This is a genomic window from Dehalococcoidia bacterium, from assembly GCA_025054935.1.
In the GTDB taxonomy this organism is placed as follows: domain Bacteria; phylum Chloroflexota; class Dehalococcoidia; order SpSt-223; family SpSt-223; genus JANWZD01.
This window is the reverse complement of sequence record JANWZD010000001.1, coordinates 469,811-494,748: the sequence shown is the minus strand read 5'-3', so window position 1 is coordinate 494,748 and position 24,938 is coordinate 469,811. Positions and strand designations below refer to the sequence as shown.

The window sequence follows — 24,938 nt, the reverse complement described above, 5'->3', positions numbered from 1 at the left end:
GCGATCGGCCAGCGCCACAGGAAGGACCTGGCCATGCGGAGGAGCATTATACCACGCGGGCAGTCAGCCGCTCGCTCAGTCCCGCGCCGGCGGCGAGCGCAAATTCCGCCGCGGTCAAGACGAGCCGATGGCCGACAGCGAGCACCGCCGGGTCGCCAGCGCTCAGCCCAGCGGCAATCAGGCCGACAAGGGTCACTTCGCGGATGCCGAGCCCGCTCGGGGTGAAGAAGGAGAGGAAGCCGACTGCCCACGCGAACCCAAAAGCGCCGATCGCGCCAATCGGGTTTGGACCGCCCGGCCACCCGAGCGCGGCGAGCGCCAGCCCTGCCGGAATGTTGGGGAGCATATAAAGCGCGAGCAAGCGAACGAGGCGACGAACCGGGAGAGCGGGCGGCGGCGGCTGTCCGAGCAGCCGCGCTGCGCGGTGCACGACTGCGCGCTGCGCCGCTGGATGAAGCGCTGCCGCGCCGAGCGGCGCGGCGAGCGCGCCTGCCAAGTAGAGAGGGCTGCCGCCGGCGAGCGGCAGGAGGAGGCCGGCGGCGAGAAAGGCGCCGCCGAGCGTCAGCATCTGCTCATAAGCGCTCGCCGTCACCGTCACCATGGCGCTCTCGCCCGCTTCCTTCGCGAGCGCCGCGCGGCCCGCGATGTGCCAGAGATTGCCGGGCACGTAGCGTGCCACTGTCGAGAGCGTCCAGATCCGCACTGCCGGCCAGAACTCGAGCGTCCCCCCAAGCGCGCTCTGCACCTGCCACCACGCTGCGGCGAGCGCGAGCCAATAGAGCGCGCCGAAGGCGAGAGCGGCCGCGAGGGCCGGGGGCGAGAGGGCGGTCGCAGCGTGCAGAAACGCGTCGCGATGCTGGGCGAAGTAGAGCGCGGCGAAGAGAACGACAACTGCTGCCGCGCAGAGGCGGACCAGACGGCGCAGCGGGAAGGACATCGGAGAAGGATCATACTCGCCGCGGCCGCAAGCGCCGGTGCGGGAGATCGTCGGCCGTCGCGGCTCCCTCGCTCGCGGTATCAGGCTGGGGGGCGCCGCCATTGGGTGACGGCGGCAACAATGCCGACGGCCAAGACCAATCCTCCCGCGAAAAGGAACGGCGCGATTGGGCCTGCAAGGTCGGCCAGCACGCCCGCGATGCCGGGGGCGATGCCAGCGACTGCGGTCGCGATGCCGAAGACGAGGGCGACAGTGGTGGCTTGGACGCTCCCCTGAACGAGGTCGATTGCGGACGCCAGAAAGATCGCCATGAGGGAATACATGAAGGCACCCATCAGCGCGATGACGAGAAGGAAGGAGACGCCGGGAGAGACAACGGCAAGCGCGCTGTAGGCCGCGCCCAGAACCATGAGCGCGGGGACGAGCACGACCTTGCGACCCCATCGGTCGGAGAACCAGCCCATCAGCGGCTGGGAGCCGATCCCGACGACTTGGGCAAGCGCAAGGTACACCCCGATGGTCGCAGGCGAGACCCCGACGCTTTCGCGCAGGTAGACCGGAAGAAAGGTCTGGACGACGCTCTGCCCGCCCGCAAAGCCGCCCGCGAAAAGCAAGACCAGCATCAGCCGCCGATCAGCCACCAGCTGCCCGACGCCGGCAAGGTAGCGCCGGAGACCGAAAGGCGAGACTGCCGTTCCCGGCGCTGTTCGGAGCAGGAGCCAGATCAGGAGCCCGAACAGCGCTGCGGGAAGAAGACTGGCTTGGAGGAGCACCGCCCAGGAGAAGGCAGCAAGGAGCAGGCCGGTGATGAGGGGACCGAGTGCCTCGCCGATGCTTCCTCCCGTGCCGTGGAGGGCGATGGCGAGGCCGCGCTGCCGCGCGAACAGCGAGGAGATCGCGCCAATCGCGGCAGGATGCCAGAACGAGATCGCAGCGGCGAGGAACGCTGCGTTCGCGACCGCGGCGAGGTAGGTGTCGCTGCGGCCGAGCAGAAAAGCGAAAACGCCGATCGCGGCGAGGGAGACGCCGAGGGTTTCGGCGCGGCGCTCAGGCCAGCGGTCGGCAATGAACCCGGCTGGGAGATTAGCTAGCCCGCCAGCCAAGTTGCGGGCGGTCGACAGCGCTCCGACCTGCGCGTTCGAGAGGTCAAGCCCGGCTTTCAGTTCAGGGATGATGACGAACAGCCCGGCGGCGAAGAAGTGTTTGATCGCGTGGCCGAGCACTGTCGTGCTGAGAACCAGCCACCGCCGCGGTGCCGCCGTTTCGGAAGGCGCGAGGGTCGGCGAGAGCGAACGAGGAAGCGACATCAGTGGACGATCCTTCCGTGGATAACCGTCAGTCTAGCAGAGCGGGAAATAGCGCGGCCGAAGCGCGACGGGAGAGGGAATGGCTGGGCGCTCCGTCGCCGCGTAAGCCGAACGTCGCGCACGATCGTCCGGACGCGCCTACACTACCGACAATGGCGCAGGAAGTTCCTCGCCCTCGGCCGCCACGGCGCCCGGGGGATGTCTTCGTCCGCCGCGTTGTTCATCGCCCTGAGCGGGTGGTGGTCGCGCCGCTCCGTCGCCGCCGCCGGCCGCCCCCTCCCGCCGCGCTGCTCGCCGCCACCTTTCTTGCCGCCATCATCGTCGGGACGCTGCTGCTCAGCCTGCCGATCGCGTCGGCGGCAGGAGAGTGGTCGTCGCCGCTGATCGCCCTGTTCACTGCAACCTCAGCGGTCTGTCTGACTGGCCTCGTGCTTGTCGACACCGCCACCGCGTGGAGCCCCTTTGGGCAGGCGGTGATCTTGCTGCTCATCCAGCTGGGGGGGCTCGGCTTTATGACAGGCGCCTCTCTTGCCTTCCTCCTCCTCGGCCGGCGGCTGACTTTGCAGGAACGGCTGGTGGTGCGCGAGGCTGTCGGTGCCGTTGGCCTCGGCGAAGCCACTCAGCTGGCAAGAAATATCGCGGTGACCATGCTGCTGATCGAGGCGGCAGGCGCAGCTGTCCTTCTCGCCAGCTTTGCTGCCGAGCGGCCGCTTGGCGAAGCGATCTGGCTAGCGGTGTTTCACGCCGTCTCGGCGTTTAACAATGCCGGCTTTGACCTCATGGGAGATTTTCGGAGTTTTACCTCGTATTCCACCAATCCGGCCGTTCTGCTTCCGCTCGCCCTGCTGATCATGCTGGGCGGGATCAGCTATACCACCCTCGAGGAGATGGCGACGCGACGGCGCTTTCGTCGTCTCAGTGTCGACAGCAAAATCGTGCTGGTGACCGCAGTTCTTCTCTGGCTTGTTGGGACAGTGACGTTCCTGTTTGCCGAATGGCGCAACCCGGCGACGCTCGCACCGCTCGCTTGGCCGGAGAAGCTCCTGAACGCGTTCTTCCAGTCGGTGACGGTGCGCAGCGCCGGGTTTAGCGCGCTGGATACCGCCGCGCTCACGGCCGACTCCCAATTCTTCTCAGTTGCGCTGATGTTCATTGGCGGGGCGTCAGCGTCGACGGCCGGAGGGATCCGGATCAATACCTTCAGCCTCGTTTTCCTCGCCATCCTTGCTGCTGCGCGCGGGGCAACGGAGGTCATTGCCTTTGAACGGACCGTGCCGACCGTGTTGGTGTTTCGGGCGCTCTCGATCGCGCTGTTGAGCGTCGCCTTCGTCTTTACGGCGACGTTCGCTCTGGCCTTAGTGGAGGGCGCTGCCTTTCTCGCGGTACTCTTCGAGACGGTCTCGGCGTTTGGCAGCGTCGGCCAGACGATTGGCATCACGCCCTCGCTCTCGACGCCGGGAACGCTTATCGTGATCGGGACGATGTTGGTCGGCCGCCTCGGTCCCTTGACCCTTGCAGTGCTGCTGGCCGGGCGCGTCCGGCCGATGCGGGTCCGGCCAGCAGAAGAGCTGATCCGGGTCGGGTAGGGGAAGCGTGAAAAAACAGGTGCTTGTCGTCGGCTTGGGGCGCTTTGGTTCGGCGGTAGCGCGGACGCTCTACCGGATGGGGGACGAGGTCTTGGCAGTCGATATCGACCCGCATCTTGTGCAAAATGTGGCGGATGAAGTGAGCCACGCCGTCACCGCCGACGCAACGGACCCGGATGTGCTGCGGCAGCTGGGCGTGACCGACTTTGACACCGCCGTCGTCGCGATCGGCTCGAACCTCCAGGCGAGCATCCTCACCACGCTCAATCTGCGCGAGTGCGGCTGCCGCTACATCATCGCGAAAGCCGTCACGGCCCAGCACGCTAAGATCCTCGAGCGGGTGGGCGCCGATCGAGTGGTGTTTCCCGAAGTCGAAACCGGGGTTCGGGTGGCCCACACCCTGATGGCGCGCACCGTCCTCGACTATCTCGACCTCGGGCCCGGCTATGGGATCGCAGTTCTGCGCCTTCCCCCGTCTCTGACTGGCAGGACCGTGGACGAACTCGCGCTCAGCGAGCGCTATAAGCTGACGCTTATCGCCCTGGTTCGCGGCAATGAGGTCCAACTGCATCCGCGGCGAGACGTTCGCCTCGCTGCCGACACCATTCTCGTGGTGGCCGGCCGCGACGCCGATCTGGAAGCGTTTCGCGACTAACCGGACGCTACCAGTATTCGCCGCGCAGGCGCACCAGCCAGAGCCGCTCGCCGTCGCTGAGATCTTGGCGGCCGCCGGAGTGCAGCCGAACGGGAAGCCGCGCGCCGGGGCGGTTGTGTTCGAGCGGCTCGTGCAGGCTGAGGTAGACATCGACCCACGGCTGGCGCGCCAGGGCGACACGCGGGACCTCCACCATCACGATCTCGTCGCCCCAGCGGGTCATGGGATACCACAAGGTAGCGGGCCACCAATATCCCGCGCTCACTTGATGCTCGTTGGCGAACGCCGTCACCCCGACGAGGTAGTCGCGCGGGATCCGGCCGGTCGGGCGGAAGAACAGCTGCAGCCGCGCTCCCCCATCCCGCTGGTGAAGCACCTCCCCGGGGGAGAGGGAAAAGCCGAGGAACTGGACGACGTCGCCGAACGTGGCGAGAAACGGCCGCTCAATGCGGGGCGCTCTCTCCGGCCGCGCAAAGGTGAAGAACTCCGGCGGAAGCGGCCGGTTCGGCTCGCCGCGTTTGATGACGAGGTAGCCGTCGCGGGCCTCGATCCACCCCCATTCCCCGCCGTTCAGCAGCCCGGTCACGCGCCAGTGAAACGCCGCGTAGTCCAAGGGGTGCGGAGAGGCGGTAACGTCGACGACTACATAGTCGGCGTCGGCAACATCGGGGAAGAGGTAGAGGCGCCGCCGCTGGCTGAGATGGGGATTGAGCGTTGTGCTCGCCGAGACGGCAGCGTCTGGCGGAATGAGCTCCTTGATGCGGTTGAAGAGGCGGTGGTGGTCGGTCACTTGGGGAAAGTTGTCCGTCAGCGGCAGCACGACGGTGTGATAGTAGGCGAACACTGAGAGCACGAGCACCGACCCCGAGACGGTGTAGATGAACGGCTGAACCATGAGCACCGAGAGGCGAGCGAGCAGGCGAGCGAACAAGGCCAGTCCGTCGATGCTCGCGATGATGATGAACGGGACGATGACCGCCGAGTAATGCGAGCCGCCGCTATACATCGGCTCAAAGGAGCTCAGGAGATTAATAGCGAGATCAGGAAGCGCGGGCATGAGCGTCAAAGGAGAGAACCACGCGAGGAAGGCGACGGGCGCGAACAGCTGGCGAATGTACAGCAGTTTGTCCGGCAGCGACTCGGCCGGAAAAGCGCGGCCAGGGTCCGTGATCAGCGTCGCGATCACTTCGATCGGACTGGACCCTAGCTGGTCGTAGCGGCTGAGATACGGCGAGACCCGTTGCGGATTGTTCGCCGGGAGGATGACAAAGAAGGCGAGGAGGAACCAGAGCGCCGCGAAGCCGACCACCGGCCAGCCGACCCACGGCCGACGCTTGACAACGACGATGTACAGTCCCAGCAGGGCAACGCTGATCGGGACTTGCTCCTTGGTCATCATCGCGAGCGTGGCAAAGGTGAGAAAGAGGAGGTAGCGCTCACGGTGGAGGAACCAGAAGGCGAACAGGAGAAACGAGCTGGCAAGAGCAACGGGGTGGAAGTCGCTCAGATTGGCGGCTTCGAGCTCGGGAGCAAGGAGGTAGGCCGAGGCGAAGCTGATCGCGGCGAAGTCGTTGCGCAGCTTGTCGCGTGCCAGCCAGAAAGCGGGCAGTGCGCCCAGCGAGATGACGATCGCTTGGAGGACGAGCAGCGTCTCTGGCCCGCTGAAGAGCCGGTACAGCTGAGCGATGGGGATCAGGATCGGCTCGACATGGGCCGCGAGCCGTGTCCGACCGCCTTCCCAGTTTGTGAATTCAAAGGGGCGGCCGTTCGCCGTATTCCAGACCGCCTGGTCCATGTTGCCGAGGTCGAACGCGTGGGTGTTGTGGCTTTGGTGCTGCAGCACCGACAGGTGAGCGAAGGTAAAGGCGTAGATGGCGATCAGGAGGTACGTCAGCCGCTGAACGAGGCGGGTGTGCGAGAGGGCGAACAGCGCGCGGGGCACTGCCCGCGGGCCCGGACGGCGCGCGAGACCGCGGCTGCGGCGCCAGCCGAGCTGTCCGATCGCTTCAGGCATGGCGCGCCAAGACGATCGTCCACGGAAAGCGCAGGACCACCCGCTCGACCTGCAGGTAGGCGTCCACGAGCCGGGCAAAGGCGCCCGCGGTCCACCAGTGAAGATGCTCGGGGTCGTCGCCCCATGTGCGGAGGTTTTTCAGTCGGGCGAGATTTGCACCCGCGAAGAAGGGCTGGTTCGGCGTGCTGACGATGACCGGGCCGCGGCTGACACGCCGCAGTTCGCAAAGGGCCCATTCCGGCGAGGGCAGGTGCTCGAGAACCTCGAGCGCGATGACGAGGTCGACAGATCGGTCGGCGACGGGAAGCGCGGCCGCATCTCCCTGCAGGAAGCGTCGGAGCTGCGTTTGGTCGTTCGCGTAGCGCAGGGCGGCGGCGCTGGCATCGAGCCCCACAAGCCACAGCTGCTCCAAGCGCGCAGTGAGGTAGGCGGCGACGAACCCTTCCCCGCAGCCGACGTCGAGGACGGAGCCGCCCTGCGGAAGGGCTTCCGCGATAAGGTCAGCGACGGCGGCGTGGAATCTGCGGAGCAGCCACTGCTGGAGCGGGTTGCCGCTTGTGTGCTTCCGCAGATTGCGGCGAGAAGCACGCGCAGGAGAGGCGTTCACGTTCGCGGCACTGCTCGATGGGCGCGGGGTGGCGCGGCGCCGACGCGCCGGCGTGGGCGCGCCGGCCAAACAACTTCGTACCGGTGATCGTGAACCGGTCCCGGGCGGTCGCGGTTCGCGAGGTCCGCGAGGAGGCCGATGCCGAAGAATTGCAGCCCCATCACCATCAGCAGCACGCCAAGCAGAAGCAGGGGGCGCTCTCCGATCGACTGGCCTGCGAGCAGCTTGAGGCCGGTGAGATAGCCGTTGATGGCGAGGCCGCAGGCGAAGCCGATGAGGCCGATCGAGCCGAAAAGGTGCATCGGCTTCCGATTGAAGCGAGTGAGGAACAGGACGGTGATCAAATCGAGCAGGCCGGAGAGGAAGCGGCGCGCCCCAAACTTGGAGCGGCCATACTGCCGCGGGCGGTGGTTCACCGGCAGCTCGCCGATACGGAAGCCTTTCCAGTAAGCGAGGGCAGGGATGAAGCGGTGCAGCTCGCCGTAGAGGTCGAGCCGGGCGACCAGTTCGCGCCGGTAGGCTTTGAACCCGCAGTTGAAGTCGTGGGGCCGCGGCTGCACCCCTGTCGCCAGCACTGCGATGGCGTTGAACACCCGCGAGGGCAGCGTTTTGGTGATCGGGTCGCGGCGGACAACCTTCCAGCCGGAGACGAGGTCGCATCCCCGCTCGATAGCGGCGATAAACTCGGGGATATGCCGTGGGTCGTCCTGAAGGTCGGCGTCGAGGGTGATGACGATATCGCCCCGGCTTTCATGAAACCCCGCGGCGAGCGCGGCGGACTTGCCGAAGTTGCGTCCAAAGCGGACAAGGCGGACAGTTGGGTCGGTCTCGGCGAGCTGGAGAAGGACGCGCCAGCTGCCGTCGGTGCTGCCGTCGTCCACGAAGATGATCTCGTGCGGGTAGCCGGCGACAGCCTCAGCAACCTCCCGGTGCAGGATCGCGAGGCTCTCCTCTTCGTTGTACACCGGGATGACGATCGAGACGCGGGGATGTCGCTGGGTCATAGCCTGCTCTGCCGCAGGATGATAGGAGCGGCGGCGGCAGCCGTCAACGGGAACTCCCGTTGCGCTCCCACGGGGCAGCGCATGCGCCGCCGAGCGCCCGCGCCTCACCGGAGACGCGCTCCGCTGACCGCGGGCGCCTCGAGAGCGGCGCGGCGAAGGACCCCTCAGGCGGGAGCGGACCGCCTCAAGCCCGCTCCGCGCCCGCCCGCAGCGGCAGGGCGTTGCCGCGCATCTGCGCTCCGACTCCGGCATGTTGGCGCGCTGCAAGAGCGGCGGGGCACACTGCTCTCCGCGCGCGGTTGTCTCCGGACGCCAAGCTTCATTGCTGGCCGCAGGAAGCGCTCAAATCCCCCTGCTCTCGCTGACTGGGCAGGGAGGGGGACGCTGTCTGCGAAGGCGGCTGGTGTCCCGGCGAGCTTCTGGGGGCAAGAGCGCGGCGGAACGCGGTCGCCCCCTCTCTTCGGCGGGAGAGGACATCACGCGAGAAGCGCCGCGACGTCGCGGATGGAAGGCACCGTGAAGTCGGGAGCGATCTCCTCAGGCCGCGGGGCGGTCTGGGCGTGCCTGCCATAGGCAACGTGAATCGTCAGAAGGCGCGGACCTACCTCCCGCTTATACGCGCTCAGGATGTGGCGCTTATCGTCGACCATCCAGTAGCGCGAGGCGGGGAAGGCGGCGACGACCTCAGCGATGTGGGCCTCTTTCTGCCGGTAGATGCGCACCCGTCCGCCCACCGCCGCCGCGAGCCCTGACCGTTCGATCTTGAGGCGCTGAAACACTGGGTCGCCGTCGCTCACGATGACGGGCAGACCGATCGCGGCCGCCGCCGCCAGCGCCGCTGCCGCGCCGGGCAGCACATAGTCCTCGAAGCGAATAGTCGCGATGGCAGCAGTGACGGCGCTCTCGGCGCTGGGCAGTTCCTCAGCGAGGCGAGAGAGCGCTGCCTGAAGATCTGCCGCTCCGACGTCGGCGCGCACTTCCTCATAGGCGCGCCAGAATGCGGCGGCACCGGCGGGACCGACCGTGTCGACAATCGCCGCCGTGAGCGCGGAGCGGAACTGCTCGGTATCGAAGAGCGTATTATCGACATCGAAGAGGACGACCCGTGTCATCTCCCGGCTGCCCGAGTGACGACGGGGGCGACCACCGCGCGATAGACCGCAGCAATCTGCTCCGCGATGGCTGACCAGCGAAACCGCTCCACGCTGCGGCGCGCCGCCTCGCCAAAGTGGCGGCGCAGTGTTTCGTTGCCGAGGAGCAGTTCCATTCGCTCCAGGAACGCTTCCGGGCACCGCCACGGGATCAGATAGCCGGTCTCTCCATCTCGCACGGTTGATGTCAGCCCGCCCACCCGCGAGGCGATGACCGGGGTGCCGCACGCCATTGACTCGACGGCGACGAGCCCGAAGCTCTCGTAGTAGGACGGGACGACCGTGATATCTGCTGCGTTGTACCAGAGAACGAGACGGTCTTGCGGCTGCGGTCCGATGAAGCGGACCTGGTCGCCGATGCCGCACTCGGCGGCGAGAGCGCGAAGGCGACGAAGTTCGTCGCGGTGTCCATCGGACCCGCCGCCGGCGATGATCACCTCAACATCGTCGCGCTCTTCCAGCTCCGCTGCGGCACGAATGAGGATGTCGATCCCCTTGAGCGGCTCGATCCGGCCAACGAACAGCACGACGTATCTGCCTCGAGCGCCGACTGCAGCCCGCGCGCTCTCCTTAGGGAGTGGGCGGAAATGATCAAGGTCGACCCCGCAGGGGACGACCGAAATCTGTTCCTCAACGGCTTCGTAGAAGCGCAGCAGCTGCAGACGCTCATGCGCGCTCGCGACGATGATCTGATCGACGTCGCTGATCAGCAGCCGCTCCGAGCTGATCCGCTCGTCCGGCTCGCGCTCGCCGATCCGCGCTCGGTTCTTCACCTCCGCAAGCGTGTGAAACATCGTCACGTGCGGCACGTTCCAGCGCGAACGGAGCGCGCGGCCAACACGGCCTGAGAGCCAGTAGTGGCTGTGAATCAGATCGTACGACTGCCCTTCCGCTTCAGCGAAGCGGAGGACCTCGCGCGCGAACGAGCACAGATATAACGGCAGCTCGCTTTTTGCGACTGGCGCGAGAGGCCCCGCAATCAGGTTGATGACCCGGAACCCCGGCCGATCGACGACAACGGCCGGCTCAGTCGGGTCGCTCTTGCGGGTGAAAACATCCACCTGATGCCCCTGCGCCGCAAGCGCCCGCGACAACTCGCGAACGTACACCTGCATGCCGCCAGTCGAGGGAACGCCAGGGGGAGCAAGCGGGCTGCCGTGATAGCTGATCGTGGCAATGCGCATCCTGCCCCATTGTAACCGACAGCAGCAACTGAGAGCCTCGCAGGCATCGCCTACACTTAGAGGAGACGTTGATGAAGGCGAAGCTCCGTCGGCCCGACGGCCGCAAGCGGCATGATGCGCTGTTCCAGTCTGAGTGCTAATGCGCCTCCACGAGGTCGCGCCGCCGCGCTCGCTGGCGACTGCTCCCCGCGGTCAGTCGCCAGCCCCCTCGTTTCGCCTTCCTGACCTCTCGCTCTTCGGCGCGCTCTTTGTCGCCGCTGCGCTTCGTCTCGTCGCCCTTGGCAGCGCGCCGCTTGCTCCTGCGGAAGCGGCGACGTGGGCGGCGGCGAGCGAGGGGATCCCTGCCCTCGCGTCCGGCTCGTCGTTGAGCGTCTTCGCAGCCGCTGGTTTTGCTGCCGTCGCGGGCCTGAGCGAACTGTCGCTCCGCTGGCTCTCAGCGGCGGCAGGAGTTGTCGTCGTCGCCCTCTGTGCGCCGGTAGCCCGTCGGCTTGGCGGGCCAGCGCTCGCCCGCTGGGCGGTCTGGCTCGCCGCCACGTCGCCCTACCTCATCTTCTACGACCGGACGGCGACGCCTCTCGCCCTCACGACGCTCCTCGCGATGCTGGCAATCTGGTTCTACCTCTTTCTGCCCACAGGCCGGGCCCGCTACGTGGTCGGCTTTACCGGCGCGATGCTCCTGCTCAGCTGGACGAGTTGGGCCTTCGCCGTGGTGGCGCTGGCGCAAGGAGCGTTTCTCTGGGTGCGGCGCCCAAGCCGCCGCGCGTGGCGCCTGTGGCTCGGCGGCGCGGCACTCGCAGCGCTTGGCGCCGTGCTCTGGTGGCGTGCTCCTGCCTTCGTCCTCGCTCCGGATCAGTCGAGCGACCTCGCCGCGGAAGCCGCCGCGCTCGCATATAAGCTGATCGCGCCGATGGCGGCGTTCGCCCTCGGCGAAACATTGGCTGCCGGACAGCCGGTCGGGCTTGCGGGGCTTGTGCTGGTCAGCTGGCTGGCGGTCGTCGGCCTGCGGCGGCTTTCCAAGTCGGGCCGTCAGTTCGTCCTCATCTTCTGGCTGTTGCCCGTGCTTTGGACGGCGGCAGTGACCGCCCTCGTGCTCCCGCGAGCAGAAGCGCCAAGTATCAGCGCAGTCGTCGGCTATGCATGGCCGCCCTTCGGGCTCACCCTCGCTGCCGGCATGGTCGCGCTGTCGGCGAGCGTGCGGCGGCTGGCCTATACCGGCCTCGTCGCGATCGCGGCCTTCAGTCTGGGAAGTTATTTCCACGCCCGCACTATCGCCCAGCCCGACTTCTTTCTCCCGCTCGACCCCGCGCTCCGCTTCATCGAGGCGCGGGCCGAGGAAGGGGATGTCATTCTGGCGGAGCCGGAGACGATGATGGCCCGCCACGCTGCTCGGCTGACCGCTCCCCTTGCGGTGATCGACTGCGCCGATGAGGCGGCGCGCGAAGCACTGTTCGCCGAGCGTCCCCCGCCCCGGCTCTGGCATGTCGACGCGCCCACCGGCGGAGGCAGACCCTGGCAGGCGCGCCTCGACGCGTGGCTGGCCGCCCAGTATTGGGCCGTAGAAACCCGCCGCTATGCGGAGCCGGACCCGGTGATGGCGGCGCTGAAAACCCGCCTCCTCGGCCTCTCGCCTGAGGCGGGGCTCGTCCTTACGCTTTACCAGCGGCGCTAGGCAGCCCCGCCCTGGAGCGCGGGGACGAAAAAGACTTCGCTTTCGGGCGTGACTGGCTCGAGCAGGCCGAGGGTGCTGACGGCGCCATCGACAGAGACTGCAAGGTCAGGTGCGAGAGCGCCGCCCGGGGCGAGCCGCTCCTGGACTCCAGGACACTCGCGCTCAAGCGCTGCCAGAACCTCGCCGACAGTGCGGCCCGCCGCCGCAATCTGGCGGCGGCCGCCGCACAGCTCAAGAAGGTGGGCCGGGATCCAGACGATCGCCACGAGGCGCCTTACGGATAGAGGGTTTCCACAATCCGGCGCGGGGAGATCGGCAGGTCCGCGAAGCGGTGGCCAAGCGCGTGGCTGACAGCGTTGGCGACCGCGGCCAAGGGCGGGACGATCGGCGCCTCACCTACCCCGCGCACGCCGAAAGGATGCGGCGGGTGCGGCTCCTCGATCAGGATCGTCTCGATCAAGGGAAGGTCGAGCGCGGTCGGCATCCGGTAATCGAGGAGGCTGGCGTTCGCGAGCCGCCCTTCTTGGTCGTAGTAATACTCCTCATTGAGCGCCCAGCCGATCCCCTGTGCGACGCCGCCTTGGATCTGCCCTTCGACATACGAGGGATGGACTGCCTTGCCGACATCTTGCGCTGCCGTGTAGCGCAGGATATCGACCTTACCCGTTTCGATGTCGACGGCGACGTCGACGACATGGCAGGCGAAGGCAAAGCCGACGTGCTTGGGCGAGACGGAAGCCCGGCCGACGACGGGGCCGCCGGTCTTGAAGATCTGCGCTGCCAGCTGGTCGAAGGTGAAGCGCTGGCCCTCGTTTGGCCCCCGAATGATGCCGTCTTCATAGACGACCTCGTCCTCCGGCGAAAGCTGCCAGAGGAGACGCGCCCGCTCGATTAGCTGCCGCTTGATGTCTTGCCCCAGTTCATAGACGGCGATCCCGCCGGTGAACGTGGTGCGGCTGCCGCCGGTTGCGTCGTTGTAGCCGACGGTGTCGGTATCTGCGACTTGTGGGATCACTTTCTCGTAGGGAATGCCCAGCGTCTCAGCGAGCTGCATCGCGAGCGAGGCGCGCGTTCCGCCGATGTCGGGATTGCCCTCGACCAGCGTCACGCTCCCATCCGGGTTGACGGTCGCAAAGCAACTGGATTTGAGCGGCGCGTTCGGCCAGAAGCCCATCGCAAGGCCGCGCCCGACTTTGCGCGTTTCGCTCGACGGAGGGAGAGGAGCGCGCCAGTGATCGCTGTCGCGGATCGCCTCAAGGAGCTTGACAATCCCAACCGGATACTGGAAGGGGATGCCGTTTGCCATCCGCGTGCCGACCTTGGCGGCGTTTTTCAGCCGCAGTTCGATCGGGTCCATGCCCAGCTTTTCTGCCAGCTCGTCAAGCGCGGACTCTCCCGCGAACATCGCGGCCGGCGAGCCGGGCGCGCGATAGGCGGCAACCTTCGGTTTGTTGACGACGACGTCGTAGCAATCGAGCTGGATGTTCGGGATGTCGTAGGGCGCGAACATGCAGAGCGCGCCGAAGCGGACGCTTGAGCCGGGGAACGCCCCCGCTTCGTAGGCGAGGGTTGCCTCGGCGGCGACAATCGTCCCATCGCGCTTGGCGCCGATCTTGACGTGCGTTCGCGAGCCGCTCGTCGGACCGCTCGCTTGAAGCTCTTCCGCGCGGCTCATCGTCATCTTCACGGGTGCCCCGCTCTTCCGGGAAAGCACAGCGGCGACCGGCTCCAGATAGGGCGGAAGCTTGCCGCCGAACCCGCCGCCGATTTCAGTCGGGATGACCCGGATCCGCGAGACCGGGACCCCTAGCAGGACGGCGACATTGTCGCGAATGGCGAAGGGAGCCTGCGTGGTCGTCCAGATTGTGAGCTTCCCGTCGGCGTTCCAGTGAGCGACCGTCGCGTGCGGCTCGATATAGCCCTGATGCACCATCGTCGTGGTGTACGTTCGCTCGACGATCACCTCGGCCTCCGCGAAGCCGGCTGCCGGGTCGCCCTTCAGGAAGCGGGCATGGGAAGCAATGTTACTCGGCTTGTCGGAGAGGGTGCCGAGGTCGTTCGTCCGCAGGTGTTCATGGAGGAGGGGAGCATCCTCCCGCATCGCCTCTGCTAACGACAGAACCGGCGGAAGCGGCTCGTAGTCCACCTTGATCAGCGCAAGCGCCTGCTCGGCGATCGCGGCGCTCGTGGCGGCGACTGCGGCGACGGCGTGGCCGTGATAGAGCGCTTTCTCGCGCGCCATCACGTTGCGGGTCAGGTCGTGGAAGCTGGCGGTCGCCTCGCCGACATCGGCCATCCCCTTCTCAGGGTCCGGAAGGTCGGCGGCGGTCATCACGGCGCGAACGCCCGGCAGCTGCTCTGCGGCAGAGGTATCGATCTTCCGAATGCGGGCGTGCGCATAGGGGCTGCGCAGGATCTTGCCGACCAGCATCCCCGGAAGCGAGATGTCGGCGCCGTAGAGGGCTCGCCCGGTCACTTTGTCGACCCCATCGGGGCGGACCGGGCGGGTCCCGATCACTTTATGGGGCTTCACGGCAGGCGGCTGAGACGTGACAACCATTAGATACGCGCCTCCATCTGCCGCGCCGCAGCCTGAACGGCGCGGATGATTTTGTCGTAGCCGGTACAGCGGCAGAGGTTGCCTGCCAGCCAGAACCGGATCTCCTCCTCACTCGGGTCGGGAGTGCGGTCGAGCAGGGCTTTCGCTGCAACGATCAGTCCCGGCGTGCAGATCCCGCACTGGAGAGCAGCCTGTTCGAGGAACTGCTGCTGGAGCGGGTGCAGCCGCTCCCCTTCAGCGATCCCCTCGATCGTGACGACGTCGTGGCCGTCGATCTCCGGCGCGAGGACAAGGCACGCGTCGACGATCCGTCCATCAAGTATCACTGTGCATGCGCCGCAGTTGCCGTTATTGCACCCCTCCTTGGCGCCTGTGAGGCGGAGCTCATCGCGCAGCACCTCGAGGAGGCTCTGGCCAGGCTCGCAGAGAAAATCAACCTCCTGGCCGTTAATGCGCGCTTGGATATGAACGCGTTTGGTCATCGCTGATCCTCTCGCGCGCGCTCGACCGCGCGCTCGATTGCTCGCCGGGTCATGACGCCGATGAGGTGACGGCGCTGGTGCGCAGACCCGCGCATATCGGTAATCGGCGAGGCGGCTGCGCGCGCTTCGGCTGCGGCTGCTTCGAAGGTCTCTCGGGTTGCGGGGCGGCCGATCAGCGCTCGGCTTGCGGCGTCGACAAGCAGCGGTGTCGGGGCGACGGCGCCGATCCCGACGCGTGCGTCGACGATTGTCTCGCCTTCTACGCGGAGCCAGACGCCAGCACCCACCACGGCGATATCCATCTCGTTCCGCGGGATGAAGCGGAGGTAGGCCGAGCCGGCGCCCGGCAGCGGCGGGGGCAGTTCGAGAGCGATGAGAAGGTCGCTCTCGCCGAGGATGTTGCGCCGTGGGCCGACGAAGAAACGGTCGAGCGGCACGCGGCGCTCGCCGTCCGGCCCGGCAATGACGCACGTCGCGCCGAGCGCGAGCAGGATGGGGGCCGAGTCAGCCGCGGGCGAGGAGGTGCACAGGTTTCCGCCCAAGGTGGCGCGGTTCTGGATCTGGATGCCGCCGATCAGGGAGGCGGCGTCAATCAGCCCCGGATAGGCGCGCCGCAGCATCGCGTCTTCGGAGAGGCGGAAGCATGGCACCGCCGCCCCAATGCGCAGCCCCCGCGCCGGGTCGAAGTCGACCATCGTCAGTTCGGGGATCGCCTTCACGTCGACCAGGACATCGACGACGCGGCGTCCTTCGCGCACATCGACGATGATATCTGTGCCCCCCGCCAACGGTCGCCCGAGGCCGTTCGCCTCTTTCAGCGCCTGCACCGCCTCGGCGATCGTCGCCGGTCGGAGATACCTCTTCGCTTGTCCCACGATCATCCCTCGCGCCGCATGACCATGCTCTTCTATGGCCGGCGCCGCAAACTATAGATGATTTTGGCACACCTTCGGCGTGGAGCGCTGCGGCGCTGGGTGGGCGAGGCGAGCGGCTCACGGACGGGCGGTCCATCGGGCTCGATGACGCCTTCGCGTTGCCCCGCCGCAGAGCGGCCCACGGACGGGCAGTCCCTCGCGTGCGGCGAGTGAGGCGCCCTCTGCCGCCGGCCGCTCGGCCGGTCCGCGCGATCAGCGCTCGCGATAGAAGGCAGCGGTCGCCCCCGTGATATCCATGATGACGCCCTTGACTTCGGTGTAGGCGAGAATGCCTTCTTCGCCGACGCCGCTCCGCTTGTACGCTCCTGTCGGGATACCGCCGCCGGCCGCATAGGTGTTCACCCAGATCAGCCCGGTTCGGAGCGCGCGGATGACCCGGTGGGCGCGGTTCAGGTCGCGGGTCCAGAGCCCGCCGGCGAGGCCGTAGTCGCTATCGTTGGCGATACGGATGGCCTCCTCTTCATCCTCGAACGGGATTGTGCAGAGCACGGGGCCGAAGATCTCCTCGCGCGCCACCTTCATGTCATTGCGGACGTTTGCGAGAACGGTCGGCTCGTAAAAGTTCCCTTCTTCGAGCCCTTCTGGCTGGCGTCCCCCGGTGACAATCTCCGCGCCGTCTGCAAGAGCACTCTCGACATAGCTCTGGACGCGCCGAAGCTGGTCGCGCGAGATAAGCGATCCGAGCTGGGTGCGCTCGTCGAAGGGGTCGCCGATGCGCAGCCGCTTCGCGCGCGCTGCCACTTCCGCGACGACATAGTCGTAGATCGTCTTCTGCACCAGCAAGCGCGAGCCCGAGAAGCACCGCTGGCCGCAGTTGCGGAAGATGCCGGTCAGGGCGCCGTCGATCGCCAGATCAAGGTCGGCATCGTCGAAGATGATGTTGGCCGATTTCCCGCCGAGCTCGAACAGCGTCTTCTTGATGCCGTTCGCGGCAAGGCGCATCATGTTTTCGCCCGCGGCGACAGAGCCGACCAGGGTGATCATGTCGACATCGCGATGCCCGGCAAGGGCGACAGCGGTGGCGGTGCCACCGGTGACCGTCGACAGCACGCCGGGGGGCAACCCCGCCTCGATCCCAAGCTCGGCGAGCCGGAGCGAGATCAGCGACGAATAGGGCGACGGCTTGAGGACAATCGTATTTCCCGCTGCCAACGCTGGGGCCGCTTTCCCCGCGGCGAACACCATCGGCGCGTTGAAGGCGATCACCCCCGCGACGACCCCGACCGGCTCCCGGAGGGAGAAGCGGACGAGGTTCGGATCGTACGGGGCAGTCTCGCCGCGAAGCTCCTGCTCCGCAGCGTAGGCCATCGTTCGGAAGAGGTTCGCTCCCATCGCGATGTCGATCTCGCTCTCGCGGAGCGTCTTGCCGTTGTCCAGGGTGTTCAGGCGCACTAGTTCGTCTTTGTGCTGCTCGATCAAGTCTGCGAGCCGAAGGAGCACCTTTGCCCGGTCGGCGGTCGAGAGCCGGGGCCAAACCCCTTCGTCAAACTCGCGGCGGGCAGCCTTGATCGCACGCTCGACATCCTCGGGTGCCGCTTCGAACACCTCAGCAAGGACCTCGTTTGTGGGGGGATAGACTGTCGGAAACGTCTTTCCGGCCACCGACTCGACGTACTGCCCGTCGATGAACAAGCGCGAGTCGAAGGCGGGCTTGTCGGGGATCTCGGCGAGGCGGCGGACACGCGCAGTCGAAACCATGGAACTCCTCTCACTGCCGGGTGCTACTGCAAGGATAGATCGTCTGCGCGACCGGCGGGGTGCTGCCGCGGGCACGCCGCCGCTCGGCGGTTCGGGGCGCTTCAGAACCGCGCCGGCAAGACCGATATGGAAAACAAGGAGGCAACAGGTGGTGGTCGAGCAGCGAAGCGCTTCCGTCACGTCTCTTGCATCATCCGACCAACGCGCTGCTCTTGTGCGCGCCCGCTGGCAAGACCCAGCGAGCGGTCGCGAGCTGAGCGCCGAGACGGCGCTTCAAGACATCGTCCACGAAGGGCTGATCCTTGTCCGGCAGTGGGGGGCGCACCTCCCCGACCCCTGCCACGTTGTTCGGCTGATCTTTCCCACCGACCAGGGGCCGTTTGTCGTCCACGCGAAGGTGGTTCGCCTGATCGGTCCTCATGCAGCGCTCGTCCGGCCGATGACCGACGCGCGCCTGCATGAGCGGCGCCGCTGGCCGCGGGTGACTCTCCCCCCTGTTCAGCTGCGGATTTATCGTCAAGATGGGGCGGCGGGCGCCGGGCGGGTGCTCGATCTCAGTGTCCGGGGGATCCGGTTTGAAACCGAGCTAGCGCTGGTCTCCGGCGATCGCTGCCGCCTCGAACTGACCTGGGAGGACCGCCGCATCCCGGTGGCGGCGGTCGTGATTGCGGCCGTCGATGCGGGTACCGCCGCCGCGATCTACCGCTGTCGGTTTGAGGAGATCTCCCCCGAAGCGGAGGATGAACTGGCGTTGCTGGTGAACGAATTGCTCCCCAGCCGGCCGCAGCGGGTGGCCCGCCTCCACCTGAACCAGATCCCCGCAACCGCTTCGATCCTGCTGCTTGGCGAATGGGTGGAAGGGGAGCCGTTTGAGATCCGGCTGCTTGAGCTCGGGGTCTCGATGGTTCGCTTCACCAGCGGACGCCGGCTGCCGCCCGGCACTCTCCTCCGGATTGACTTGGTTGTCGATGGGGCGCCGCCGTTTGTTGTCGATGCTGAAGTGAACGCTGCGGAAGAGGCGTCGCCGGAGTGGCACTACGAGGCGAAGTTGCGCACCCTCTCTGATGTCGCGCGCCGCGCGATCCTCGCGAATGTTGTGCGCTCTCTCCTCACCAAGCGCTCGCGCGAACTGTGCGCCGACGCCGCTTTGCGCTCGGCGGACGGTTCGCTCGCTGCAGGATAGCGAAGAGCGCGCTCTGTTCCGGGCGAAGACAGGAGCGCGGCCGTCGCGGCCGGTTCGTACGCAGCGCTCCGTTCCCCTGTGCCTCAGCCCCGCTCAAGCGAAGGGTTGCACGCTGTCTCGCATGGAGCGGGGAGCGGAGGCCCACTGCATCGGCGTCCGCTCGGCGCGCCGCCGTGTTTGCGACCGAGAGCGCTCCCCTTGCCGACCGCCGCCTCCGCTGGCCCCCTCTCCCGGACTGCGATGGTCTCCATCCCGACGAGGCGGTCTTGGAGATCCGCCGGAACAACAACCGCCGGTTCGGCATGCGTGCGGTAGGCACTGCTGCGCGGCCGCAGTAGGACGACCCCTGCAGCGCATCGGCTGGCAACGTTCCTCACGGTGCCCCGACTGCTGCTTACCGTTTGGCTGATGCCGCGGGGCGGCCGCCCCGCGGCCTGCGGTTCGAGCCCGCCGACCAGCCCGACGCGCACGCTGGTCGCCGCCGTCCGCCCCCAGAACGCGCATTTCGCCGCCGTGCATGTCGCCTTTTCTTCGATGGCGACCCGAAGGGCGGCGGCATCCACGGTGGGGCGAGCGTGAGCCCGCTCATGTGGGAAGGACGAACGGCGGGGGCGCGGTCGGTTGGCTCGCGGCCCGCAAGTGGGGAAGACGCGACCTAGACGCGCGCGTGCGGCGGTTCTCGCCCGACCACGGCAGCGGCGAGGACAACGTTCTCAAGCTGACCGCCCCCTGCCACCTGGCCGTTCGCCTCCACCCTTCCGGCTGTGCCTGTCCGGCGCCCGGGCGGCGCGGCCGGCGCTCTTGCCTGCTGCCGTGCTCCGCGCCGGCTGGAGGTCGGGCCCTTTCCGCCTGAGGGATGACCGATGCGGGGCGCGCTACGCGGCGAGCTGCGCGCTGATGTCGCTCCAGACACGATCGAACGGAAGCGGCGGCGCGGCAATGCCGAGTAGCGCAGCCTGCCACTCGGCGGTATCCAGTCCCCAGCGAAGCGCGCCCGCGAGGGTGCGCCGCTGCGCCGCCCGCGCCGGCACGCCATTGATCATGACGAGACAGCGATAGCCGGTCGAAAAGACGCGAATTTCAAGCGTAATCTGCCCGCCGGGAAAGTCGAGATAGGGATAGCGAACCTGCCCAAGGGTGCGGGCCATCGGCGCTCCGTTGTGCGTGATCGCTGTCACCCTAGCGCCGCCGGCGGCAGCTTTCCACTAGTTCCGCTCCCAGCAGGGCGCACTACTCGCTATACTCCGGGCGTGGAAACCGCGGCGGTTGCTCCTCCTGCGCCTCAGGAAACCACCGAGCCCCTCGTCAGCGTCGTCTTGCCGGCGTACAACGAGGAAGAGTCGATCGGGCTCGAGATCGAGCGTATCCAGCGCGGGCTCGTCGAGGCCGGGATTCCCTTTGAACTGATTGTCGTCGACGACGGCTCCTCAGACCGCACTGCCGAGATCGCGGCGCACTATCCCGGGGTTCGGCTGCTTCGGCATCGTACGAACCGCGGCGCAGGAGCAGCGCGGAAGACCGGAACCCTCGCCGCGCGCGGGGAGATCGTAGTCTGGACCGATTCTGATCTCACCTATCCGAACGACCGGATCGCCGACTTCGTGAGGAAGCTCGGCGACGCGGACCAGATCGTTGGCGCGCGCACCAGCGAGCAGGGGTCGCACAAATTCCTCCGCGCGCCGGCAAAGTGGTTCATCCGTAAGCTCGCCAGCTACCTCGCCGAGACCGATATCCCCGACCTGAATTCTGGGTTCCGCGCATTTCGACGTGCGGTTGGGCTGCGGTATGTCGACCTGCTCCCTCGCGGCTTCTCCTGTGTCAGCACGCTTACCCTCGCCTTTCTTTGCGATGGCTACGAGGTGCGCTACGAACCGATCGAATACCGGCCGCGGGTCGGGCGCTCGAAGTTCCATCCGGTCCGAGACGCCTATCTCTACCTGATCCAAGTGCTTCGGATGATCACCTACTTCAATCCGTTGCGCGTCTTTCTTCCGATCGCCTTGGTTCTAGGGGCAATAGGATTGGCGAAACTCGGACTAGATCTCTACCGATACAATTGGCGGGTGACCCCAGGGACGCTGATGATTGTGTTGACGGCGCTCCAGATTTTCGCGCTTGGCCTCGTTGCCGATCTCGTCGTTCGTCGGGTGCGCTAGCGCAGCCCATTCATGCGTATCGCCGTTCTGACCAGTTCGTACCCGCGCTTCCCCGGGGATGGGGCGGCGCCGTTTGTCCAGTCGCTCGCGCGCGCGCTGGCCCGGCAAGGCCACGCTGTCGCGGTGGTCGCGCCGTATGACGCGGCGGTCCGTCCTCTTCCGCCGGAGCCGAACCTCGTGGTCCATCGGTTCCGCTATGTTTGGCCGGCGCGGCTCCATATCATGGGACACGCGCGCGCCCTCGAGAACGACGAGCGCCTCCGTCCGCTCGCGCTCCTCCTGCTTCCGCAGTTCCTGCTCATGGCCGCGCTCTGCCTGCTCCGGACGGTACGGCGATGGCGCGCTGAGGTGATCCATGCGCATTGGGTGCTGCCGAATGGCGCGGCCGCCGCAGCCGTTTCGCTGCTGACGGGGGTTCCCTACGTTGTCAGTCTCCACGGTTCCGATATCTATCTCGCCCGGCGGTTTCGTCCCTTCGGCGCGGTGGCAGGCTGGGTGCTGCGCCGCGCGCAAGCGGTGACGGCGTGCAGCGACGAACTGCGCGAGGCAGCGCTTGCGCTTGGCGCGCGAACGGTTCGGCTCTTGCCCTGGGGGGCGGACCCGGAGCTGTTTGCGCCGCGCCCTCGGCGCGATGGGCCGCCGGTGGTGGCCGCTCTCGGGCGGCTTGTTTCGAAGAAAGGGTTCGACATTCTGCTCGAAGCGTGGCCGTCGGTTGCGGCGGAAGTGCCGGCGGCGCGGCTGCGTATCGGCGGAGACGGCCCGCTCCGGCCGCTGCTCGCGCGGCAGGCCGTCGCCGGCGTTGAACTGCTCGGGCCGCTGCGCTGGGACGAAGTCCCCCGCTTTCTCGCCGAGGCAGATATTTTCGTTTTGCCGTCGCGGCGCAACTCGAAAGGAAATGTCGACGGGCTGCCGACGGTCTTGCTCGAAGCAATGAGCTGCGGAGCGGCGGTCGTCGCGAGCGATATCGGGGGGGTGGGGTTGGTGGTCCGCCATGAACAGACGGGACTGCTCACCCCGCCCGGCGACCCCGCCGCGCTCGCGGCGGCGCTCCGCGCCCTCTTGGCGGACCCTGAGCGGCGAGCCGCCTTCAGCGCGGCGGCGCGGCGCGCGGTAGAGGAGCGGCTCAATTGGGATGCGGTGGCAGCTGAATTCGCCCGTCTCTTTGACGCCGCGCGACGGAGTGACCGGTGAAGAAGCGCGCCGCAATTCCCCCGCGCGCCTACGACCGCGCCTACTATCTCGTCCACATGGAGGGTGCGGCCGATTTCGTGCGCAGCGGCGGCGCGGTGCTCTCTCCCCGCCTCGTCTATGCGCTTGAGCTTGTCGAACATGGGCCGGGCCAACGGATCCTCGACCTCGGCTGCGGTCGCGGCGAGGTCGCTTGGCATCTTGCCCGCAGCGGAGCCGACGTGCACGCCGTCGACTTCTCCCTTGACGCGCTCGCGATCGTTCGCCAGCTCGACCGGAACGGCGACGTTCGCCTCGAGGCGGCAAGCGCAACCGCCCTGCCGTTCCGCGACGAGACCATCGACAGCGTGCTCATGCTCGACCTGGTCGAGCATCTCTATCCCGACCAATTGCGCGCGTCGTTCCGCGAGGTCCTGCGAGTGCTTCGGCCGGGCGGGCGGCTGGTCATTCACACCATGCCGAACGCAGACTATTACCGCTTCGGCTATCCGCTCTATCGCGCCCTCGCGCGGCTTGCCGGCCGCACGCTGCCGCGCGACCCGCGGCGCCGCTGGTACCGCGGCGAAACGCACGTCAACATTCAGACGCCGCGTCGTCTGCGCCGCGCCTTAGCGGAGGCAGGTTTTCCCGTGGTCGATGTCTGGCTCCACCCGTTGACCGGCGGCCGCCTCGCAAAAGCGCTGGGCACCCTGCCGGGGCTGAAAGCCGTGCTCTGTAATGACATCTTGGCGATCGCGGAGAAGCGCTGATGGCCCGGATCTTGATCGACGCGCTCGGCATCGATCAGCCCGGCGGGGCGCGAACGGCTGTCCTCGAACCCCTAACGCGGCTTGTGGCGCAGCGGCCGGAGTGGCAGTTCATCGTCGCGCTCTCTGCCCGCGAGCCGCGGCTGGAGGGCTGCCCCAACGTGCGCCAGCTCGTCCTGCCAGCCCGGAAGGGAGTTCGGGCGCGGCTGCTCGCCCAGACCGTTTTGCCGATCGTGGTGAGGCGCTTTCAGATCGACCTCGCCCACTTCGCGAAGTCTCAGGCCGCCGTCGTTCCTTCGGCAACGGTGATGACGATCTTTGACACCACGACGCTCAGCCGCCCCGAGCTCCATAGCAAACTGGCGGTCTGGTATTGGCGAACGGTCCAGCCGCGGATGGCCCGCCGCGCGCGCGCAGTCACGACCCTCTCGCACCATGCGGCGGCGGAGATCGAGCGTTGGCTGGGCGTCCCCGCGGCGCAGATCGAGGTCATCCCCTGCGCCAGCCGATTCACGCGGCCGCCCGACCCGCTGCTCCTCGCTCAGGTCCGGCGGCGGCACGACTTGCCGGCACGCTATCTCCTCGCCGTCGGCATTCTCGCGCGCTGGAAAAACTTTGAGACGCTGATCGAAGCGCTGGCGCTGCTGCGCGCGGAAGGTCGGCCGGTTCCCCCGCTCGTCCTCGTGGGGCCGCGGTATCCGCAGAGCGACGGCAGCGCGCTCTTCAGCCGCATTGCCGGCCGGGGGCTGGCCGATTCGGTCCGCTACCTTGGCCCAGTGCCTGATGAGGAGCTTCCGGCGCTCTTCGCCGGCTGTGAACTGTATCTTGCGCCGTCGCTCAATGAGGGGTTCGGGATCACGTGTCTCGAAGCGATGAGCTGCGGCGCGCCCGTGATTGCGGCGCGGGTTTCCGCAACGCCGGAGGTGGTCGGCGAAGCAGGGCTTCTTGTTGATGACCCGCGGTCCCCGCGCGCTTGGGCCGCCGCGATCGCGCAGCTGCTCGGGGATGAGGGCGAGCGCGGGCGTCTCCGCGCCGCCGGCATTGCGCGCGCCGCGAGCTTCCGCTGGGAGGATGCCGCTGCGCGCTACCTGGCCATTTACGAGCGCCTGCTGGGCGCCCCTGCTCTCCTGAAGGCGCAATGAGCGAGCGGTTCACCGGCGCTCGACTTGTGCCGACCGACCCGATCCTGCGCCCAATGCGCGTTGAGGCTCTGGCGCGCTACCGCTTCTTTGCTGACCGCGTTCAGAGCGGCACCGTGCTCGATCTCGGCTGCGGGGCGGGCGAGGGCGCGCAGTCGCTCGCCGAGGGACGCCGGGTCATCGCGGTAGATGAAGACGGCGCGACGTTGCGCGCGGCGCGGCGCCGCTACCCGGGGCCGGACTTCATCCGGATGGATGCCGAGCAGCTTGCGTTTGCGGACGGGAGCTTTGACGGCGTCATTTCCGTCGAGGTGATTGAGCACGTAGCGCATCCGGAGCGCTATCTCGCGGAAATTCGCCGCGTCCTCAAGCCGGGCGGCGTTGTGGTGCTGACGACGCCGAACCGGCTGCGCAGTTCGCCGACCCCCGGGTCGCGCTGGCCGGAGCATCGCCGTGAGTATCGGCCGGAGGAGCTGCGCTCTCTGCTGCGGGCGCAGTTTCGGGAGGTCGAGTTGTGGGGCCAGTCGGTCCCGCTCTACGAGCGTCATCCCGCCCGCCGGCTGGTCCGGCTTCTGGCTCCCTTCGTCAAGCCGGTGCTGCCGCGGGCGCTGCGAGTGCGCGCTCTGCCTACCCTGCAGTACGCGATCCGCGCCGACCTCACCCTCGAAGAGATCGAGATCAGCCGCGATCAGATCGACGATCGCCCGACGCTGGTCGCCGTTTGCCAGGGGTAGGCA

The 24,938-nt window shown here is 67.4% G+C and carries 23 protein-coding genes; 10 read left to right on the top strand and 13 right to left on the bottom strand.

Annotated features, from left to right (window positions below; genetic code table 11):
- Positions 1-46: 46 nt before the first annotated feature.
- A complete protein-coding gene (locus tag NZ773_02200) occupies positions 47-937 on the bottom strand; it encodes a hypothetical protein (protein ID MCS6800738.1) in 891 nt (296 codons plus the stop codon).
- 80 nt (positions 938-1,017) lie between these two features.
- Positions 1,018-2,244: an MFS transporter gene (locus tag NZ773_02195; protein ID MCS6800737.1), complete on the bottom strand. Its 1,227-nt coding sequence runs from the start codon at positions 2,242-2,244 to the stop codon at positions 1,018-1,020.
- Between the two features lie 152 nt (positions 2,245-2,396).
- On the opposite strand from NZ773_02195, the gene NZ773_02190 reads away from it, so the two are divergent.
- Both NZ773_02190 and NZ773_02185 read left to right on the top strand, forming a co-directional pair.
- Positions 2,397-3,830, top strand: a complete 1,434-nt coding sequence (locus NZ773_02190; GenBank protein MCS6800736.1) for a Trk family potassium uptake protein — start codon at positions 2,397-2,399, stop codon at positions 3,828-3,830.
- A 7-nt stretch (positions 3,831-3,837) separates the two neighbouring features.
- The gene (locus NZ773_02185; GenBank protein MCS6800735.1) at positions 3,838-4,485 is read left to right on the top strand and encodes a TrkA family potassium uptake protein; all 648 of its coding nucleotides are present in this window, start codon (positions 3,838-3,840) and stop codon (positions 4,483-4,485) included.
- A gap of 7 nt (positions 4,486-4,492) precedes the next feature.
- On the opposite strand, the gene NZ773_02180 is transcribed toward NZ773_02185, so the two are convergent.
- The 5 genes from NZ773_02180 to NZ773_02160 all read right to left on the bottom strand — a co-directional run bounded on the left by NZ773_02180 (position 4,493) and on the right by NZ773_02160 (position 10,445).
- Entirely contained in the window at positions 4,493-6,499 is a 2,007-nt protein-coding gene (locus NZ773_02180) for a DUF2079 domain-containing protein (protein ID MCS6800734.1), read from the bottom strand.
- Positions 6,492-7,106 (bottom strand): methyltransferase domain-containing protein, encoded by a 615-nt coding sequence (locus tag NZ773_02175; GenBank protein ID MCS6800733.1) that lies wholly within the window; start codon positions 7,104-7,106, stop codon positions 6,492-6,494. Before NZ773_02175 ends, NZ773_02180 begins: the two co-directional genes overlap by 8 nt.
- Entirely contained in the window at positions 7,103-8,110 is a 1,008-nt protein-coding gene (locus tag NZ773_02170) for a glycosyltransferase family 2 protein (GenBank protein MCS6800732.1), read from the bottom strand. Before NZ773_02170 ends, NZ773_02175 begins: the two co-directional genes overlap by 4 nt.
- Positions 8,111-8,586: 476 nt before the next feature.
- Positions 8,587-9,222 (bottom strand): haloacid dehalogenase-like hydrolase, encoded by a 636-nt coding sequence (locus tag NZ773_02165; protein ID MCS6800731.1) that lies wholly within the window; start codon positions 9,220-9,222, stop codon positions 8,587-8,589.
- Positions 9,219-10,445 (bottom strand): glycosyltransferase, encoded by a 1,227-nt coding sequence (locus NZ773_02160; protein ID MCS6800730.1) that lies wholly within the window; start codon positions 10,443-10,445, stop codon positions 9,219-9,221. Before NZ773_02160 ends, NZ773_02165 begins: the two co-directional genes overlap by 4 nt.
- A gap of 139 nt (positions 10,446-10,584) precedes the next feature.
- Here NZ773_02160 and NZ773_02155 point away from each other — a divergent pair, with 139 nt between their 5' ends.
- Positions 10,585-12,114, top strand: coding sequence for a glycosyltransferase family 39 protein (locus tag NZ773_02155; protein MCS6800729.1), 1,530 nt, complete (start codon positions 10,585-10,587; stop codon positions 12,112-12,114).
- Here NZ773_02155 and NZ773_02150 read toward each other — a convergent pair.
- The 5 genes from NZ773_02150 to NZ773_02130 form a co-directional block, all read right to left on the bottom strand.
- Complete coding sequence (locus NZ773_02150; GenBank protein ID MCS6800728.1) at positions 12,111-12,380, bottom strand: MoaD/ThiS family protein; 270 nt, start codon at positions 12,378-12,380, stop codon at positions 12,111-12,113. The two genes, NZ773_02155 and NZ773_02150, sit on opposite strands and share 4 nt — an antisense overlap.
- An 8-nt stretch (positions 12,381-12,388) precedes the next feature.
- Positions 12,389-14,674: a xanthine dehydrogenase family protein molybdopterin-binding subunit gene (locus NZ773_02145; GenBank protein ID MCS6800727.1), complete on the bottom strand. Its 2,286-nt coding sequence runs from the start codon at positions 14,672-14,674 to the stop codon at positions 12,389-12,391.
- Entirely contained in the window at positions 14,674-15,156 is a 483-nt protein-coding gene (locus NZ773_02140; GenBank protein MCS6800726.1) for a (2Fe-2S)-binding protein, read from the bottom strand. Before NZ773_02140 ends, NZ773_02145 begins: the two co-directional genes overlap by 1 nt.
- Entirely contained in the window at positions 15,153-16,037 is an 885-nt protein-coding gene (locus tag NZ773_02135; GenBank protein ID MCS6800725.1) for a xanthine dehydrogenase family protein subunit M, read from the bottom strand. The genes NZ773_02140 and NZ773_02135 overlap by 4 nt, the downstream gene beginning before the upstream one ends.
- A gap of 246 nt (positions 16,038-16,283) precedes the next feature.
- Positions 16,284-17,789 (bottom strand): aldehyde dehydrogenase family protein, encoded by a 1,506-nt coding sequence (locus tag NZ773_02130; protein ID MCS6800724.1) that lies wholly within the window; start codon positions 17,787-17,789, stop codon positions 16,284-16,286.
- Positions 17,790-17,937: 148 nt separating this feature from the next.
- On the opposite strand from NZ773_02130, the gene NZ773_02125 reads away from it, so the two are divergent.
- Both NZ773_02125 and NZ773_02120 read left to right on the top strand, forming a co-directional pair.
- Complete coding sequence (locus NZ773_02125; GenBank protein MCS6800723.1) at positions 17,938-18,972, top strand: PilZ domain-containing protein; 1,035 nt, start codon at positions 17,938-17,940, stop codon at positions 18,970-18,972.
- Positions 18,973-19,145: 173 nt separating this feature from the next.
- Positions 19,146-19,310, top strand: a complete 165-nt coding sequence (locus tag NZ773_02120) for a hypothetical protein (GenBank protein ID MCS6800722.1) — start codon at positions 19,146-19,148, stop codon at positions 19,308-19,310.
- A 537-nt stretch (positions 19,311-19,847) separates the two neighbouring features.
- Here the strand turns inward: NZ773_02120 and NZ773_02115 are convergent.
- Positions 19,848-20,120, bottom strand: a complete 273-nt coding sequence (locus NZ773_02115) for a hypothetical protein (protein MCS6800721.1) — start codon at positions 20,118-20,120, stop codon at positions 19,848-19,850.
- A gap of 102 nt (positions 20,121-20,222) precedes the next feature.
- Between NZ773_02115 and NZ773_02110 the strand changes: the two genes are divergently transcribed.
- From NZ773_02110 to NZ773_02090, 5 genes are read left to right on the top strand one after another with little or no spacing between them, the layout of a single operon-like run.
- Positions 20,223-21,128, top strand: a complete 906-nt coding sequence (locus NZ773_02110) for a glycosyltransferase family 2 protein (protein ID MCS6800720.1) — start codon at positions 20,223-20,225, stop codon at positions 21,126-21,128.
- Between the two features lie 12 nt (positions 21,129-21,140).
- Positions 21,141-22,319: a glycosyltransferase gene (locus NZ773_02105; GenBank protein MCS6800719.1), complete on the top strand. Its 1,179-nt coding sequence runs from the start codon at positions 21,141-21,143 to the stop codon at positions 22,317-22,319.
- Positions 22,316-23,065, top strand: coding sequence for a class I SAM-dependent methyltransferase (locus NZ773_02100; protein MCS6800718.1), 750 nt, complete (start codon positions 22,316-22,318; stop codon positions 23,063-23,065). The genes NZ773_02105 and NZ773_02100 overlap by 4 nt, the downstream gene beginning before the upstream one ends.
- Positions 23,065-24,204, top strand: a complete 1,140-nt coding sequence (locus NZ773_02095) for a glycosyltransferase family 4 protein (GenBank protein ID MCS6800717.1) — start codon at positions 23,065-23,067, stop codon at positions 24,202-24,204. Before NZ773_02100 ends, NZ773_02095 begins: the two co-directional genes overlap by 1 nt.
- Complete coding sequence (locus NZ773_02090; GenBank protein ID MCS6800716.1) at positions 24,201-24,935, top strand: methyltransferase domain-containing protein; 735 nt, start codon at positions 24,201-24,203, stop codon at positions 24,933-24,935. Before NZ773_02095 ends, NZ773_02090 begins: the two co-directional genes overlap by 4 nt.
- Positions 24,936-24,938 lie beyond the last annotated feature (3 nt).

Coding starts and splice junctions, on each gene's coding strand:
- NZ773_02095 (MCS6800717.1), top strand. CDS start 23,065: ATGGCCCGGATCTTGATCGACGCGCTCGGCATCGATCAGCCCGGCGGG.
- NZ773_02170 (MCS6800732.1), bottom strand. CDS start 8,110: ATGACCCAGCGACATCCCCGCGTCTCGATCGTCATCCCGGTGTACAAC.
- NZ773_02190 (MCS6800736.1), top strand. CDS start 2,397: ATGGCGCAGGAAGTTCCTCGCCCTCGGCCGCCACGGCGCCCGGGGGAT.
- NZ773_02090 (MCS6800716.1), top strand. CDS start 24,201: ATGAGCGAGCGGTTCACCGGCGCTCGACTTGTGCCGACCGACCCGATC.
- NZ773_02105 (MCS6800719.1), top strand. CDS start 21,141: ATGCGTATCGCCGTTCTGACCAGTTCGTACCCGCGCTTCCCCGGGGAT.
- NZ773_02140 (MCS6800726.1), bottom strand. CDS start 15,156: ATGACCAAACGCGTTCATATCCAAGCGCGCATTAACGGCCAGGAGGTT.
- NZ773_02195 (MCS6800737.1), bottom strand. CDS start 2,244: ATGTCGCTTCCTCGTTCGCTCTCGCCGACCCTCGCGCCTTCCGAAACG.
- NZ773_02180 (MCS6800734.1), bottom strand. CDS start 6,499: ATGCCTGAAGCGATCGGACAGCTCGGCTGGCGCCGCAGCCGCGGTCTC.
- NZ773_02135 (MCS6800725.1), bottom strand. CDS start 16,037: ATGATCGTGGGACAAGCGAAGAGGTATCTCCGACCGGCGACGATCGCC.
- NZ773_02145 (MCS6800727.1), bottom strand. CDS start 14,674: ATGGTTGTCACGTCTCAGCCGCCTGCCGTGAAGCCCCATAAAGTGATC.
- NZ773_02155 (MCS6800729.1), top strand. CDS start 10,585: ATGCGCCTCCACGAGGTCGCGCCGCCGCGCTCGCTGGCGACTGCTCCC.
- NZ773_02160 (MCS6800730.1), bottom strand. CDS start 10,445: ATGCGCATTGCCACGATCAGCTATCACGGCAGCCCGCTTGCTCCCCCT.
- NZ773_02165 (MCS6800731.1), bottom strand. CDS start 9,222: ATGACACGGGTCGTCCTCTTCGATGTCGATAATACGCTCTTCGATACC.
- NZ773_02115 (MCS6800721.1), bottom strand. CDS start 20,120: ATGGCCCGCACCCTTGGGCAGGTTCGCTATCCCTATCTCGACTTTCCC.
- NZ773_02130 (MCS6800724.1), bottom strand. CDS start 17,789: ATGGTTTCGACTGCGCGTGTCCGCCGCCTCGCCGAGATCCCCGACAAG.
- NZ773_02200 (MCS6800738.1), bottom strand. CDS start 937: ATGTCCTTCCCGCTGCGCCGTCTGGTCCGCCTCTGCGCGGCAGCAGTT.